Below are 15,549 nucleotides of genomic sequence, written 5' to 3' on the forward strand. Positions count from 1 at the left end.
AACTATTGGCAAGGGTTTTTGCTGTAGTGAACAGAGGGGTACCATATGTTGATACAATGGGATATGCCGCTTAAGACAATAGAGAAAATTTATGATAAAAAATTTGCTAAAGTCATAGGATACGAAAGGTCATTAAAACTAGCTATTTAAATGGGTTTCGACTGCGCTCAACCTGACAACCAAGACTAAATTATTGATAGCCAGATCAATAATATTATGCTTACATCGAACTCACGTTAAATACTAAAACAAATTCAGTACAGGAAATTCTGGCCCTGATCGCAAGAATGGCAAAACTAATAGACCATGCGGCATGATTTGATCCTTGTTTTTTTGGATTGAAATTACGTTACTTGGCAAACATGTTTTTTATAATAACGATTTAACTCGTTGGCATCAGCACCCATCCATTTTTTTAAATAAATTCTAAAATAATAATATTGTAATTTCCAGATACCATTTGTATAGTAGCATCTGGCTGAGGTTATTAACCATTTTTGAATAACAACAAATTGCTTGCGCTCATATAGTCTGGCAATTAGCTCGTTGTCTTCATAAATAGTAAAATCTTCATTATAGCCACCCATGTTATTGAAAAGGGTCGTTGTTATAAATTGACTTTGGTCACCTCCTCGGCAAGCTTTCCATGGCAAACGGGTTAATTGCCCAGCAAGTCTAAGCCACCAGTGGCTACTATTGAATTTCATTCTAAAGCAACCTGCTTCGTTGCCTTTTTTGACTTCGTTTATAATAAGCGTGTCAAAATTTTTAGGAGGAAACGAATCGGCATGTAAAAAATAAAGAATGTTACCTGTAGCGTGCTTAGCTCCCAGGTTCATTTGTTTGGCACGTCCTTTAGGAGCGTCTATACATGTTATTTTTGCCTCCTCGAATAGGGTCGAGAGGCTTTTTTTAGCGTGTTTTGAACGGGGTCGAAAGGCTTGCATATAGTTTAATACTATTTCCTTTGACCCGTCCGTACTGCCTCCATCCACGATAATTATTTCTGATATGTTTTCTCTCGAGGCGTTGTCTAAAAGATGAGCAAGCAGATTACCAATATGATCTGCTTCGTTTAACATAGGGATGACTATTGATATGTTATTCATTTAAATTCCAGTTATAGGCTTTAAAACTCTTTTTTGCTTTATGGGAAATGGTGACTTCGGAATATTGATTTAGAAAGTCAATTAACGAACCTGATTGTTTAAAATCGTTAGCAAACCAGTGAAATATTTTTGATAGCTTTAGGCTGCTTTGAGATATATCATTTCTTTTTTTATCAGCTAAGAATACTTTGGTAGCATGTGTTAATTGGTCATTTATGTTTGATGGGGTAAAGGCTTCGTTTTGTAGTTTAGGGCAAGAAATGGAAGCACAAACAATAGCAAAATGAATTCTTGGTTCTTCCATTTTACGTAAAATTTGGTGTTCGATCTCATTTAAATGGTACCATTTTTTGCCAAGTTTCCAAAAGCGTTGCTCCCAAGGTTTTTTAATGTCTTTAATACTTTTAATGGGATAATGACGTAAGATTAAATCGATGGTCATGGCATTATAAGCATTGATCCAATAGGCGAGTTTATCATCCTTTGTCCTGAAATCCTGAGGTGTATGTTCTCCTAAATAGGTCATATAGCTTATTAATTCGTTTCGGTTGGATTTAAAGGCTTTGTAGTCAACAAGACCTTTATTTGAAACATGTTTTTGTAATAGTGTGTTCCAGGCTGAATGGTCAATAGTTTCAACTGGCTTTGTTTTTTCTGATACTTCTTTTGTCTTTTGCTCGATTGAGCCTTCTTCCAAACAGACAATATCCTTTTCTTTATTTATAAGGCTGTCAACCTTAACAGGTTCAGGTTGCTCCATGTTTTTTGAAGTGTTTTCTGTAACACGTTTAGTTCCGGAGCAAGGCCATAAGGTTATTATTGCTAATAAAATTATAATATACTTCATATAGCGTGTTTTTTTAAGAACTTAATTCTAAAACCTCACCTTTGTAGGCATCTAGATTATTGTTAACTGTCGTTTCTGTGATTGTTTTTGGCTTTTATCATTAACACTATTACTGTAAGCTAAAAAAAGCAATTAGAGAAGAATAAAAGCATTAAAATAGTCGTAATTGTATTTTTAATACGATACTTTTGACGATATAAATTAAAAATTCTTACTACAAAGTATAAATTTTAAATGCCAAAAATAATGAATACGTCAAGGTGATATAATACTTGTATGTTTTAAGTTCATAATGATTGTAAAACGCTAAAAGGATGCATCAATATGTTGTAAGGACAATTTCATCAATTGTTTTCTCATATGTCCTTGGCCCAAGTTAAAAATAGTATTGTCGGATTTGACTGTTCCTTCGGTCCTGAATAAAATATTGGAATCAGCATTGGGGAAAATTATTTTTGGAACAATAGTGCCGTGAGGATTTCTATTAGGTTATTTTATAATAATCAACAACACCCACCACCATCATAATGGTATGTGGATTCTGAAATATAAATATCGTCTCTATTTAATGCTTTTAATGCCTTTGCTGTTTTATCACAAATGGCCAAAGGCTGATTTTTTAATAGTACATGTCCTGCCTTGTCATCAAAATAATCTTCACCTCCGTAGTAAATAGCTGCTTTACCAGTAAAAACACAAGGGCCATCTGCTGGCATAGGGTCTTTTATTGCTGCCACCTCTATAGATTCTATATAAATTAACTCATTGGTTGGGTAATTTTTAGGATCTAGTATTCTATAGGGTTTCCTAGCTCTAATTTCAACCGTGCCAAAACCCGCATCTGTTAATGCTTTTGCATATTCGGCAATTGGTAAACTGCCACTTAAGCACAAAGCGCGTAGTCTTTCGTCGTTACGTAAGGTATCATTCATAGGTTGCTCACATGTGGGATCGCTCATGACCAACCGACCATGAGGTTTTAAAACGCGATACATTTCTGCGATGGCTTTTTTTAAATCGTCTGCCTTGAAAATATTAAATAAACAGTTTTGGGCCGCCACATCAATACTGTTATCTTCTACAGGGAGATTCATGGCATCTCCTTTTTTAAGATCTACAAACTCACTTTTAAACCAATCGTTCTGAGCTTCGGCCTCAACAAAATTTTTACGTGAGGCTTCTAACATTTCATCAACGATATCGACACCAACCACACCTCCTTTTTGGCGATTAAAATAGGCGAATTGTAACAATTCCATACCGCCACCAACACCAACATAAAGCATCTTTGGGTTGTTGGTTAAATCGCGAGCATGAACGGTGCTTCCACAGCCATAGTTCATTTCCTGCATGATTTTAGGTATTTTTAACCCTGGGAGCTCCCAGATAGGGTTTGTGGTACAGCATAACCCAACATCGGGCATTAAAGCTGCTTCTTTGTAAACATCGTGAGTGGTTTCTAAATAATTGCTCATGGTTTCAGTGTTCGGTGTTCAGTATTCAGTGTTCGGTGTTCAGTGTTCGGTGTTCGGTGTTCGGTATTCAGTGTTCAGTGTTTCGGTTTCAACTTCAACTTCGATTTCGATTTCAGTGTTCAGTGTTTCGGTTTCAACTTCAATTTCATTTTCAATTTCAAAGCGTCTTAATAAGTTCTTTAAACAAGGTTATCATATCCGGTTCTGCTTTTGCCGCATTTTCAATGATATCCGAGATATTAACGGGTTCTAAGTTATCTGGGTCGCATTCATCTGTTAAAACTGACACGGCTGCTGCTTTTAATTTTAAATGATTTGCTACAATAATTTCAGGTACGGTACTCATGCCAACAGCATCTGCCCCGATAATTTTTAGCATACGGTATTCTGCTTTTGTTTCTAATTGGGGGCCTACTACGCTTGCATACACCCCTTTATGCAGTTTAATATGGTTTGCTTTAGCTATACTTTCAAATTTTGAATTGATTTCGGCGTTATAAGGAGCGCTCATATCTGTAAAGCGTTCTCCCAGTTTTTCAACACCTTTAAATGCTAAAGGAGAGCTGCCCTGCAAATTAATATGATCGTCAATAATCATTAATTCGCCTTTGTTAAAGTTTAAATTAATGGCTCCTGCGGCATTGGAAACCAATAGTGTTTTGATGCCTAACTTTTCCATAATGCGAACAGGGTAGGTGACATCTTGTAACGTGTAGCCTTCATACAAGTGAAAGCGTCCCTGCATGACCATCACTTTTTTGCTGGCAAGTTCACCATAAATTAATTTTCCTTTATGGAACTCGACCGTTGCTGTTGGGAAGTTGGGAATATGATTATAACTCACTTCTTTTATAATGTCTATTTCGTTGATGAGCTGCCCTAACCCTGTGCCTAGTATGATACCAATTTCAGGGGCTTTAAAACCTTTGTCTTGTAAGTATTCAGTGGTTTCGTTTATGTATTTAATCATTTTATATTTTTTGAAATTAATTTAAAAAAAAATGTTATGTTATGAATTTATACGTTATCAATTAAGGATTTTACCTTTAATTGAAGCGTTTCATTGTGCTGGTAGAATGATGAGTTTTCTAAATCTTCAAAAGTATCAATATCATTTAATGCTTCTAGTAAAGTATAAGATATATTTTCTTTATTTAATTCTTTGAGAGTTGCTTCCAATAAATGAGATTCGCTCCAGGGCTTATTATTAAATATAGAACGGTGCATTTTTGTCATTCCTACTAAGTAATAGCCACCATCCATAGCAGGTCCGAAAACAACTTCGTTATTGTTTAGGGCATGGAGTCCATTTTCTATATGTACGGAGCTAATATCGGGCAAGTCGGAGCCTATGAGTACAATGCGTTCATAACCATCCTCAAACCCTTTTGTGAAAGCGTTTTGCATACGTTCACCTAAATTTTTGCCTACCTGAATCGTTTTGTAGTCGTTTTTCCATTTGGTATTAACTACCGCATCAGAAAAATAGATGCGTTTATCTGTCGGTATATTTTTAGTAGCAAGCTCGGTAACTTTAACCAATTCACTATAAACATGAAAAGCCCCTTGATTGCCAATGGTTTTGGCAAGCCTTGTTTTTACCTTGCCTAATTTTATATTTTTAACAAAAACAATAATAAGTGCTTTACTCATATACTTTTATGCCTTTTTTTACCCATTTTCCCCATACTTCGGAAAAAGCATGAATGCTATCTGTTTCTTTTTCTACTAAATTATAAATAGGTAAATCATTATTTTTCCATTCAAAAATGCCGCCGTATAAATTTTCTACATTATTATAGCCTGCTTTTTTAAGGTTGCCTGCAATGGAATCGGAGCGTATTCCCAAGGAGCAGTAAACAACTATTTTGGCGTTTTTATTAGGGATTCTTTTTTGAATGTTGCTCACTTTAAATTTATTATACCCAACATGAATGGCATTTTTTAGATGGCTTACTTGGTATTCGGACCATGCTCTGGCATCTAAAAGTATGGGTGGTGTTGTTTGCTTTTTTAATTGTTTCACATAAATATACGGAACCCTTTCTTTACTGTGTTCTTTTAATAAAGATTTAAGATCGTTTTGAGAAAATCCTGAAGTAATAAAGCTTATAAATATGTAAAAAGGTACTTTGTTCATAATTAAGCGACAACACCTTGACAGCTACTTCCTGCTCCAGCAGTACAACCATAACAGTGTTGGGAAATAACAATGTGACGACCTTCTAGAAGCGCTTCGTTATATTCCGAGATATGTTTTACTTTGCTGTTTACTGGTAATTCTAACATTTGGTTGAAATCACAGTCAAATAAATAACCGTCCCAGCTAACAGATAATGTATTTGTACACATCACATTAGCAACAGCAGCTGGATTATATGCTTCGACTAAAGCATACATGTAATCTTCATAATTTTCGGAAGCAATTAAGTAATCCAAAAATCTACTGATGGGTAAATTTGTTATGGCAAATAAATTATGAAACTGAATATTAAAATCTTCTTTTAATGCCTTTTTAAAATCCTTTTCCATGGCGGCTTGGTCTCCTGGTAAAAAAGCACCAGATGGATTATAGACTAAATCCAATCGCAGGTCGCTATCTGGTATACCGTACCCTATAGCATTTAATTCCTGTAGTGCTTTTATAGACTTGTCAAAAACCCCATCCCCACGTTGTTTGTCTGTTTTTCCGCGAGTCCAATGTGGCATCGAGGATACGACATGTACATGGTGCTTTTTAAAGAATTCGGGTAAATCGTAATATTTTTTATGTGCTCTTATTATAGTTAGGTTAGAGCGTACAATAAAATCTTTAATACCGGCTTTGGCAGCTTCTTCTACAAACCATCTAAAGTTAGGGTTCATTTCTGGGGCACCACCGGTTAAGTCTAGGGTATGGGCACCGGTCTTTTTAATAACGTCCAAACACTGTAGCATGGTTTCCTTGGTCATGATCTCCTTGCGATCGGGCCCCGCATCTACATGGCAATGCTCACAAACCTGATTGCACATATAGCCGACATTAATTTGTAAAATCTCTAGTTTCTTAGCTTTTAGAGGGAATTGTTTTGTCTCGGAAATTTTATTTTTAAACGTAGGGAGCTCCCCATTTTGAAATATACCATTTGATAGGATTTCCAATTGGCGGTTACTTTGTGCCAAATCGCTTTCGCGTTTGTGTAAGGACTTTGTTGCCATATTACGATTTAAGAATTACGATTTAAGAATTACGAGTTGTGAATTACGAATTAATATATGGATGTGAAATCCAAAATCGTAAATCGTTTTACATTTCAAGTTTAAATCACTTTCTCGTTTATGTAAGGACTTTGTTGCCATATTTTGATTTAAGAATTAAGAATTAAGAATTAAGAATTACGAATTAAGAGTTATGGATTACGAATTAATATATGGATGTGAAATCCAAAATCATAAATCCAAAATCCAAAATCTAATATCGTAAATCCAAAATCAAAAATCGTAAATCGTAAATCGTTTTGCATTTCAAGTTTAAATCACTTTCGCATTTATGTAAGGACTTTGTTGCCATATTTTGATTTAAGATTTAAGAATTAAGAATTAAGAATTAAGAGTTATGGATTACGAATTAATATATGGATGTGAAATCCAAAATCATAAATCCAAAATCATAAATCTAATATCGTAAATCAAAAATCAAAAATCGTAAATCGTAAATCGTTTTGCATTTCAAGTTTAAATCACTTTCGCATTTATGTAAGGACTTTGTTGCCATATTTTGATTTAAGATTTAAGAATTAAGAATTACGAATTAATATATGGATGTGAAATCCAAAATCGTAAATCCAAAATCATAAATCTAATATCGTAAATCAAAAATCATAAATCGTAAATCGTTTTACATTTCCAATTTATTCACTTTATTCATCATTTGCACACCATGAACCAATGTTGCGCCACTTTTTATAGCGGCTCCAACATGCAGTGCTTCCATCATTTCTTCCTTGGTAATACCACGCTGTAATCCGTCTTTTGTATAGGCATCGATACAGTAAGGACATTGTTCTGTATGGGAAACGGCTAATGCGATTAAGGACTTTTCACGAGCTGTGAGTGCACCTTCTTCAAAAACTTTTCCGTAGTATTCAAAAAATTTATCACCTAGTTCTTGATTCCATTCACTTATTTTTCCAAACTTTTTAAGATCTGCTGGATCGTAATACGTTTTTTGCATAAAATTTAATTTTCACTAAAGATAAAAATCTATTAAGGTTCTGTCGAAAAATTTAAAAATACTTAACAAAAAAGTTCAACTATTATTTTGGTAAAAAATAATAGTTGAACTTTATGGTCTTTAATTTGATATGAGTGTGAAAAGATAAACGAAACCCGCTCGGGAAACCTACCATGGGATTACAAAATTTCACTAATTAATGAATAGATGGATAAGGTTTTATATTATCCTTATTTTCTGTACAAAAAAAGCTTTTTGGTACTGAATAAATAGTGTTTAGAAGACTTCCTGTTAATTTATCTTGATGAACCCTCCTAAATTTCGATTTTATCGAAATTATCCTCCCTTTTGAAAAGTGAGGAGCAGGTCTGATTTATATTTTCGTGTACTATTTTAAATTTGAGTGTCATTTTAATGTAATACCAATTAAGAATTAAAATACGCAATTCAAACTCATTCATTAATTCGTTTTATCACTTTACTCATCATTTCCATAGCTTAGGCTACGCAAATAACACGCAGCAGGCAAAAACAAATAAGCAATGTCGTTTTCAGTAGCTCATTTTAATTCATAATTGGTATAATACCAATTATGACTCAAAACAACCCCTATAATTAGTTTAGTTCACTATCTTTCATTTTAAAAATAGGAGTTCATGAATCTTCGATTACAATTTCGCTCATATTTCAATATAAAACATGAGCTCAGCTCGACTGGGTATAAAACCATAACAAAGGCTCAATGTCATTAAGTTAAGGAAATTTGTTCTTTATTTGTCACATTGAGCGCAGTCGAAATGCTAATAAAAACTAGAACTCCAATAGGTCTTCGACTTTAGCCTGTCTTGAGCGGAGCCGAAAGGCTCAGACTGACATTACGGCCTTAACTTAATGACATTGAACAAAGGCTATGATTGAATTTTCTATCTTATCTGATCAAAATATAATTCAAATTATTTATAGCTCATTTTAAATAATAATTGGTGTAAGATGGCACTCCTCATAAATTTAACTACCGTGAGTACACAAAAAAAGCACAAAAAAAAGATTGGACACGAATGGCACAAATTTTCACTAATTATTCTGTCTATTGACAGGATTTCAAGCCTATATAGACTAGGGATTCATATTCATGCAGAGTCCAATCTATACCATAAAGTATTGGATTCGTGTGAATTTGTGCCATTCGTGTCTTTTTTAAAGATGTGTACACACTAGATAAATTTAAGAGGAGAGGAATTCCAATTTTAAACTTAAAATTGGAAGAAAGATGAGTTCAACACTAGGCCCTATCTGATACTTATCTTCAAGCGATTATTGTACACTTAAACTTAATCATTTTCGTTAATTAGTCAATCTATCAACAGATTTTACTCTCTTATAAGACTTCTTGAGATGACAATTTTCTGTATTTCTGAAGTCCCCTCGTAAATCTGTGTGATTTTTGCATCACGCATAAGGCGTTCTACATGATATTCTTTTACAAAACCATTGCCGCCATGTATTTGTACGGCTTCAACAGTATGTTCCATGGCAACTTTAGAGGCATAAAGCTTAGCCATAGCACTGGATTTGTCATAATTATTGCCCTGGTCTTTATCCCAGGCAGCTTTCATGACCAAGTGGCGGGCTGCTTCAATTTCGGTATACATATCGGCTAACTTAAAAGCAATCGCTTGATGGTTGCATATTTCTGTACCAAAGGCTTTTCGCTCTTTCGAGTATTTTAAAGCTAGTTCGTAAGCGCCTGAGGCAATTCCTAAGGCTTGTGAGGCAATTCCAATACGTCCGCCAGATAAGGTTTTCATAGCGAACCTAAACCCAGAGCCGTCAGGGCCTATTCTATTTTCTTTAGGAACTTTTACATCGTTAAATTGTAAAGTATGTGTGTCGCTTCCGCGAATACCTAGTTTATCTTCTTTTGGACCAATATGAAATCCCTCTGTTCCCTTTTCAAGAATAAAGGCATTAATACCATGAGAACCTTTGTCTTTATCGGTTTGCGCTATTACCAGGTATACATCTGCACTTCCGCCATTGGTAATCCAGTTTTTTGTACCATTAATCAAGTAGTGATCGCCTTTGTCGATAGCAGTAGTTTTTTGTGAAGTAGCATCACTCCCCGCTTCTGGCTCACTTAAACAAAAAGCTCCAAGGAACTCACCCGTAGCCAATTTTGTTAAATATTTTTGTTTTTGTTCTTCAGACCCATAAGTTTCTAACCCATAACAAACCAATGAATTATTTACGGAAACCATCACAGAGGCAGAAGCATCGATTTTTGATAATTCCTCCATGATAAGAACATAGGAGATGGCATCCATGCCACTACCACCGTACTTAGGGTCTACCATAATGCCCATAAACCCTAGTTTTCCCATTTTCTTTACTAATTCATTTGGAAATTTTTGCTTATTATCGCGTTCAATAACACCAGGGAGTAATTCGGTTTGTGCAAAATCACGAGCAGCATCGCGTATCATGATATGTTCCTCTGAAAGATTAAAATCCATAATTCTTCAATTTATTGTTGATTTGATAAAAAATATGTACAAATATAGCTTTTTGGTGTCATATTTTCAATAAGGATTATTATTTTTACATAATATGATAAAAAATAAGTATAAGGTGATTGGTGTTATGTCTGGGACCTCGTTAGATGGGGTGGACATTGTTTATGTAGCTTTTGAATTGGATGATGTATGGCGTTTTAGAATGATAGATTTTGAGACAGTTAGTTACAGTTCGGATTGGGAAAGCATACTTAGCAATCTAGTTTCGTACAATACTACTGAATTACAACGAATAGATGACCATTATACTAATTACCTATCGCATATTATAAAAGATTTCATTAATAAAAATGGTATCAAGGATATTGATGCTATTTGTTCGCATGGGCATACCGCTTTACATCAACCAGATAGTGGTATGACATATCAAATAGGCAATCAGCCAATTATTGCACGATTATTGAACGAAACGGTGGTTTGTGATTTTAGAGTTCAAGATGTTGAGCTTCAAGGACAAGGTGCGCCATTGGTTCCAATAGGCGATAAATTGCTATTTTCTGAATATGATTTTTGTTTGAATTTGGGAGGGTTTGCAAATATTTCCACCGAGTTGAATAATAAGAGAATTGCTTATGATGTCTGTCCGGTAAACATCGTTTTAAACCACTATACTAAATTAATTGGGTTTGATTATGATGATGGCGGCAAAATGGCGGCAACAGGAAATGTGAATAATGAATTGCTTGATAAATTAAATGACCTTGCATTTTACAAAGAAGATTGCCCTAAATCTTTAGGTCTTGAATGGGTCAATAAAAATATGCTTCCTCTAATTGATGCTTTCCAATTAAAGACAAAAGATATTCTAAAAACTTTTGTTGAGCATGTTGCTATACAGATAGTTAAGGAAATAAATAAAAAGGAGCACGGTTCTGTTCTCGTTACTGGGGGAGGTGCCTATAATCATTATTTAATAAGTAAACTTAAAGAGTATTCGCAGCATCACATTATAATACCTTCAAATGAGGTTGTGGAATTTAAAGAGGCGTTGATTTTTGGGCTTCTAGGTGTGCTTAAATTAAGAAACGAAGTTAACTGTTTAAAAAGTGTTACAGGAGCCACAAAAGATCACAGTTCCGGAAAAATATTTCTACCTTAAAAATAATAAAAAACTAATTTTAAAGGATTTTAGTTTTTTATATTTGTTGCAATAATAATTTAAATCATTTTCTCATGACTCAGCTTTAGCTACGCTTAATAAAAACTCTAAAAAATTAAATGTAAGCCATACGTGAATCAACTTAAAAATAGAAAATGAAAGAATTATTAAAAAAATTTGAAAATAAAGTTCCAGAAATAGTTTTTAATTGGAAAGATACAGAGACATATGCAGAGGGATGGACTGTTATAAACTCTTTGCGGGGAGGAGCAGCCGGAGGAGGAACACGCATGCGAAATGGTCTGGATATGAATGAAGTTTTATCCTTGGCCAAAACGATGGAGATCAAATTTACAGTTTCGGGCCCTGCCATAGGGGGCGCGAAATCGGGCATAAATTTTGATCCAAGTGATCCTCGAAAAAAGGAGGTTTTAGAACGGTGGTATGCTGCCGTATCCCCATTATTAAAAAGTTATTATGGAACAGGGGGCGATTTAAATGTAGATGAAATACATGAAGTGATTCCAATTACAGAAGAGAGTGGTGTATGGCATCCCCAAGAAGGTGTCTTTAATGGCCATTTTAAACCAACTGAAGCAGATAAGATAAATAGAATAGGGCAGTTGAGACATGGGGTTATCAAAGTCATAGAAAGTGCTAATTATTCTCCCGATGTAGCAAGAAAGTATACGGTAGCAGATATGATTACTGGTTTTGGTGTTGCCGAAGCAGTTAAACAGTACTATCATATTTATGGAGGGGCTGTTAAAGGTAAGCGAGCAGTGATTCAAGGTTTTGGAAATGTGGGCGCAGCTGCAGCTTTTTACTTGTCACAAATGGGGGCTAAAGTTGTTGGGATTATTGATATTGCTGGAGGTTTAATTAATGAAAAAGGATTTACTTTTGAAGAAATAACCAGTTTATTTCTTGCAAAAAAAGGGAATACATTAGTAAGTGATGATTTAATTCCTTTTGAAGAAGCCAATCAAAAGATCTGGTCTATAAAAACAGAGATTTTTGCACCTTGTGCAGCATCACGTTTAATCACACTTCACCAAATAGATCAAATGATCGATAATGGTTTAGAAGTTATTTCCTGTGGGGCAAATGTCCCTTTTGCCGATAAAGAGATCTTCTTTGGGCCTATTATGGAACATATCGATTATAAAGTGAGTTTAATCCCAGATTTTATTTCTAATTGCGGAATGGCCCGTGTCTTTGCATATTTTATGGAACGCAAAGTACAGATGACGGATGACGCCATATTTAATGATACATCAAATATAATAAGAGAAGCACTACAAAAAGTGTATAGCAAAAGCGAATTAAAAACAGAGATCAGTGCAACAGCATTTGAAATTGCGCTCAATCAATTAATATAATATTTTATATATGGAAGCAACAATTATTTTAGTATTTGTAATGGGGTATTTGGCCATTACTTTAGAGCATAGTATTAAAATTGATAAACTTATACCGGCATTGGTCATGATGGCTATTTGTTGGGCATTAATTGCATTAGGTTTAGAAAGCTTCCCGGAGTGGTTTGATTCATCAAAACATGCTTTATTAGACAGTTTTGGAACGTTTTCTTTAGAAGAAAAGACACATCTTATGGAAGAAACCTTACTGCATCATTTAGGTAAGACATCAGAAATATTGGTGTTTCTTTTAGGGGCCATGACCATTGTTGAAATCATTGATTATTTTGATGGCTTTTCTACTATTAAAGATTTTATAAAGACCAAGAAGAAAACTAAGATTTTATGGATTTTCTCTATTTTAGCGTTTGTTCTTTCTGCTATCATAGATAATCTTACCGCTACTATTGTACTTATTTCAATACTTCAAAAAATCGTAAAAGATAGAAGTGTGCGTATTTGGTTTGCAGGTTTAATTATTATTGCGGCCAATGCTGGAGGGGCGTGGTCGCCTATTGGGGATGTAACCACTACAATGTTATGGATTGGCAAAAAAGTAACAACAGGTCATTTAATAGGTTATTTGTTTGTGCCTTCTTTATTGTGTATGGCCGTACCGGCATTAATAGCGTCTTTTTTACCGGCATTTAAAGGCGATTTGAATATCGAAGAGGTTGAGGAGAAAAAGAAGTCAAAGTTTAGTAGCACCATGCTTTACCTTGGCTTGGGAGCTATTGTGTTTGTTCCAATATTTAAGATGATAACCCATTTACCACCATATGTAGGTATGATGCTATCATTAGGTGTCGTGGCTATTTTTGCCGAAATATATAGTAGTTCTAAATTTAGTATGACAGAGTTTGGGTCTCAAGAAAGCGATGCACATGCGCACCACAGTCCCGTACATTATTCCCTCTCAAAAATAGAATTACCAAGTATTTTGTTCTTCTTGGGTATATTAATGGCAGTGGCAGCTTTAGAGTCTTTAGGGATTTTGTTTAGCTTTGCATCATCCTTGCAGGAATCAATGCCGGCATTGGGTACCGAAATGCATGCGAGTGGCGTGTCGGATTTAGTTGTATTGTTATTGGGTGTAGGGTCTGCAGTTATAGATAATGTGCCATTAGTGGCTGCCAGTTTAGGAATGTTTTCAGAACCATTAGATCATGAATTATGGCATTTCATAGCTTTTTCGGCAGGAACAGGCGGTAGTATGTTAATTATAGGATCTGCAGCAGGCGTTGTCGCTATGGGCATGGAAAAAATAGATTTTTTCTGGTACTTAAAAAAGATTTCATGGTTAGCTTTAATTGGTTTTCTTGTAGGCTCTGCGGCTTTTATGGTGACCAGAACCATTTTTTAATACGGATTGCGCATTGGAAAATCCCCGCTTGCCAGACGAGCAGGTATTACAAATTAAAAAGACTTTATATTATACAGAAACCTATAAAAAAACCTTGGTTTTTTTGTGAGGTTAATCTTCGTGATAAGGTTTAAGTGCTTAATATGGGTTTAATTAAAGAAGTATTCCTCGATTTTCATCCAAATTTCAAATAAAATTATCATTTTCGTAAAATCAAAGATTTGCGAATGCTGTATTAAAATAAATACTAATTAAGTAAAGCAGGAATTCGGGCAAAAAGTATTTTTGCATACTTTAGTAGAAAAAGAAACGTTATACATTTGCAATAAATTTAAATTATATGCTTAATACATTATTACAAACCACACAAGAGGGGGCCGAAGTGCTTACCGACGAAGAATCAGTTGAAAAAACACTTTCAATTATAGAATTAATAAGCAGCGGAGGAGTTGCAGGACAGATTATTATTGCTGTTCTTTTTATATTACTTGTTGGGGCTACTTATATTTATTTTGAACGTATTTTTGCTATAAAGGCCGCTTCGCAAGTGGATTCAAATTTTATGAATCAAATTAAAGACCATGTGAGTAATGGAAAAATTGATTCGGCTCAAATGTTATGTGCTCAAGTAAATACTCCAGTTTCTAGATTAATTGGGAAAGGCATTTCAAGAATAGGAAAACCTCTTGCCGATATTAATACAGCCATTGAAAATGCTGGGCGCTTGGAAATTTATGGCTTAGAAAAAAATGTGAGTATTTTGGCAACGATCTCTGGGGCTGGGCCTATGATCGGATTTCTTGGAACGGTTATTGGTATGATATTGGCAATATTCGAACTAGCCAATGCAGGTGGAACGATACAGATGGATGTTTTGGCAAGTGGATTGTATACGGCCATGACAACTACCGTTGCAGGGTTAATTGTAGGTATTGTTGCTTACATTGCGTATAATCATTTGGTAGTAAAGACAGATAAAGTAGTATACCAGATGGAAGCTAATTCTTTAGAGTTCCTAGACCATTTAAACGAGCCTACGTAATATGAATTTTAGAGGAAGAAATAAAGTAACACCAGAATTCAATATGTCTTCAATGACAGATATTGTATTCTTGCTTTTAATATTTTTTATGATTGCTTCTACGCTGGTAACAACTAATGCCATTGATATTTTATTGCCAAAAGCAAGTGGGAAAACAGAGAATAAGAAATCAGTAGCAGTAAGCATCAAAAAAGATCTGACCTATTATATAGACCAGAAACGTGTTGGGGAAAGTGTGTTGGAAAATGAATTGCTAGCAGCTTTATCTTCACAAGAAAAACCAACGATTGTTTTAAGAGCGGAGAAATCGGTTCCTGTGGAGAATGTGGTAAAGGTTATGGATATAGCTAATAGAAATAAGTTTAAAGTCATATTAGCGGTAAAACCTAAATGAAAATTATTATTTA

Annotated in this window: 14 protein-coding genes; 5 read left to right on the forward strand and 9 right to left on the reverse strand. The window is 34.7% G+C overall.

The genetic code is table 11. The features are described from left to right. Nucleotides 1-344: 344 nt before the first annotated feature. From PQO00_RS19620 to PQO00_RS19660, 9 genes are all read right to left on the reverse strand, one after another. On the reverse strand, nt 345-1,109 hold the full coding sequence (locus PQO00_RS19620) for a TIGR04283 family arsenosugar biosynthesis glycosyltransferase (protein ID WP_274186557.1): 765 nt from the start codon (nt 1,107-1,109) through the stop codon (nt 345-347). Further along, nucleotides 1,102-1,956 (reverse strand): DUF547 domain-containing protein, encoded by an 855-nt coding sequence (locus tag PQO00_RS19625; protein ID WP_274186558.1) that lies wholly within the window; start codon nt 1,954-1,956, stop codon nt 1,102-1,104. The genes PQO00_RS19620 and PQO00_RS19625 overlap by 8 nt, the downstream gene beginning before the upstream one ends. Before the next feature lie 503 nt (nt 1,957-2,459). Then, nucleotides 2,460-3,431 carry an arsenosugar biosynthesis arsenite methyltransferase ArsM gene (arsM, locus tag PQO00_RS19630; protein WP_274186559.1) on the reverse strand — a complete coding sequence of 324 codons (972 nt, stop codon included), beginning with the start codon at nt 3,429-3,431 and terminating at the stop codon, nt 2,460-2,462. Nucleotides 3,432-3,588: 157 nt separating this feature from the next. Continuing rightward, complete coding sequence (locus PQO00_RS19635; RefSeq protein WP_274186560.1) at nt 3,589-4,401, reverse strand: purine-nucleoside phosphorylase; 813 nt, start codon at nt 4,399-4,401, stop codon at nt 3,589-3,591. Between the two features lie 47 nt (nt 4,402-4,448). Then, on the reverse strand, nt 4,449-5,084 hold the full coding sequence (locus tag PQO00_RS19640) for a TIGR04282 family arsenosugar biosynthesis glycosyltransferase (protein ID WP_274186561.1): 636 nt from the start codon (nt 5,082-5,084) through the stop codon (nt 4,449-4,451). Continuing rightward, nucleotides 5,077-5,571 carry a rhodanese-like domain-containing protein gene (locus PQO00_RS19645; protein ID WP_274186562.1) on the reverse strand — a complete coding sequence of 165 codons (495 nt, stop codon included), beginning with the start codon at nt 5,569-5,571 and terminating at the stop codon, nt 5,077-5,079. The genes PQO00_RS19640 and PQO00_RS19645 overlap by 8 nt, the downstream gene beginning before the upstream one ends. Before the next feature lie 2 nt (nt 5,572-5,573). Beyond that, entirely contained in the window at nt 5,574-6,629 is a 1,056-nt protein-coding gene (gene arsS / locus PQO00_RS19650) for an arsenosugar biosynthesis radical SAM (seleno)protein ArsS (RefSeq protein ID WP_274186563.1), read from the reverse strand. A 679-nt stretch (nt 6,630-7,308) separates the two neighbouring features. Next, the gene (locus PQO00_RS19655) at nt 7,309-7,644 is read right to left on the reverse strand and encodes an arsenosugar biosynthesis-associated peroxidase-like protein (RefSeq protein WP_169671662.1); all 336 of its coding nucleotides are present in this window, start codon (nt 7,642-7,644) and stop codon (nt 7,309-7,311) included. Between the two features lie 1,370 nt (nt 7,645-9,014). Further along, nucleotides 9,015-10,157, reverse strand: a complete 1,143-nt coding sequence (locus PQO00_RS19660) for an acyl-CoA dehydrogenase (RefSeq protein ID WP_274186564.1) — start codon at nt 10,155-10,157, stop codon at nt 9,015-9,017. 94 nt (nt 10,158-10,251) lie between these two features. On the opposite strand from PQO00_RS19660, the gene PQO00_RS19665 reads away from it, so the two are divergent. The 5 genes from PQO00_RS19665 (at nt 10,252) to PQO00_RS19685 (ending at nt 15,536) form a co-directional block, all read left to right on the forward strand. Beyond that, nucleotides 10,252-11,316, forward strand: coding sequence for an anhydro-N-acetylmuramic acid kinase (locus tag PQO00_RS19665; protein ID WP_274186565.1), 1,065 nt, complete (start codon nt 10,252-10,254; stop codon nt 11,314-11,316). A gap of 155 nt (nt 11,317-11,471) precedes the next feature. Further along, nucleotides 11,472-12,698 carry a Glu/Leu/Phe/Val dehydrogenase dimerization domain-containing protein gene (locus PQO00_RS19670; RefSeq protein ID WP_274186566.1) on the forward strand — a complete coding sequence of 409 codons (1,227 nt, stop codon included), beginning with the start codon at nt 11,472-11,474 and terminating at the stop codon, nt 12,696-12,698. Between the two features lie 10 nt (nt 12,699-12,708). Beyond that, a complete protein-coding gene (nhaD, locus tag PQO00_RS19675) occupies nt 12,709-14,100 on the forward strand; it encodes a sodium:proton antiporter NhaD (RefSeq protein ID WP_274186567.1) in 1,392 nt (463 codons plus the stop codon). A gap of 340 nt (nt 14,101-14,440) precedes the next feature. Then, on the forward strand, nt 14,441-15,142 hold the full coding sequence (locus PQO00_RS19680) for a MotA/TolQ/ExbB proton channel family protein (RefSeq protein WP_274186568.1): 702 nt from the start codon (nt 14,441-14,443) through the stop codon (nt 15,140-15,142). Nucleotide 15,143: 1 nt separating this feature from the next. Then, nucleotides 15,144-15,536: a biopolymer transporter ExbD gene (locus PQO00_RS19685; RefSeq protein WP_238675573.1), complete on the forward strand. Its 393-nt coding sequence runs from the start codon at nt 15,144-15,146 to the stop codon at nt 15,534-15,536. Nucleotides 15,537-15,549 lie beyond the last annotated feature (13 nt).

The organism is Flavivirga sp. 57AJ16 (genome assembly GCF_028736925.1).
GTDB lineage: Bacteria > Bacteroidota > Bacteroidia > Flavobacteriales > Flavobacteriaceae > Flavivirga.

Bases quoted from the DNA above. Each gene is read 5' to 3' on its own strand.
- PQO00_RS19625 (WP_274186558.1), bottom strand. From the start codon at position 1,956: ATGAAGTATATTATAATTTTATTAGCAATAATAACCTTATGGCCTTGC.
- PQO00_RS19620 (WP_274186557.1), bottom strand. From the start codon at position 1,109: ATGAATAACATATCAATAGTCATCCCTATGTTAAACGAAGCAGATCAT.
- PQO00_RS19680 (WP_274186568.1), top strand. From the start codon at position 14,441: ATGCTTAATACATTATTACAAACCACACAAGAGGGGGCCGAAGTGCTT.
- PQO00_RS19660 (WP_274186564.1), bottom strand. From the start codon at position 10,157: ATGGATTTTAATCTTTCAGAGGAACATATCATGATACGCGATGCTGCT.
- PQO00_RS19635 (WP_274186560.1), bottom strand. From the start codon at position 4,401: ATGATTAAATACATAAACGAAACCACTGAATACTTACAAGACAAAGGT.
- arsM (WP_274186559.1), bottom strand. From the start codon at position 3,431: ATGAGCAATTATTTAGAAACCACTCACGATGTTTACAAAGAAGCAGCT.
- PQO00_RS19655 (WP_169671662.1), bottom strand. From the start codon at position 7,644: ATGCAAAAAACGTATTACGATCCAGCAGATCTTAAAAAGTTTGGAAAA.
- PQO00_RS19670 (WP_274186566.1), top strand. From the start codon at position 11,472: ATGAAAGAATTATTAAAAAAATTTGAAAATAAAGTTCCAGAAATAGTT.
- arsS (WP_274186563.1), bottom strand. From the start codon at position 6,629: ATGGCAACAAAGTCCTTACACAAACGCGAAAGCGATTTGGCACAAAGT.
- PQO00_RS19645 (WP_274186562.1), bottom strand. From the start codon at position 5,571: ATGAACAAAGTACCTTTTTACATATTTATAAGCTTTATTACTTCAGGA.
- PQO00_RS19665 (WP_274186565.1), top strand. From the start codon at position 10,252: ATGATAAAAAATAAGTATAAGGTGATTGGTGTTATGTCTGGGACCTCG.
- PQO00_RS19640 (WP_274186561.1), bottom strand. From the start codon at position 5,084: ATGAGTAAAGCACTTATTATTGTTTTTGTTAAAAATATAAAATTAGGC.
- PQO00_RS19685 (WP_238675573.1), top strand. From the start codon at position 15,144: ATGAATTTTAGAGGAAGAAATAAAGTAACACCAGAATTCAATATGTCT.
- nhaD (WP_274186567.1), top strand. From the start codon at position 12,709: ATGGAAGCAACAATTATTTTAGTATTTGTAATGGGGTATTTGGCCATT.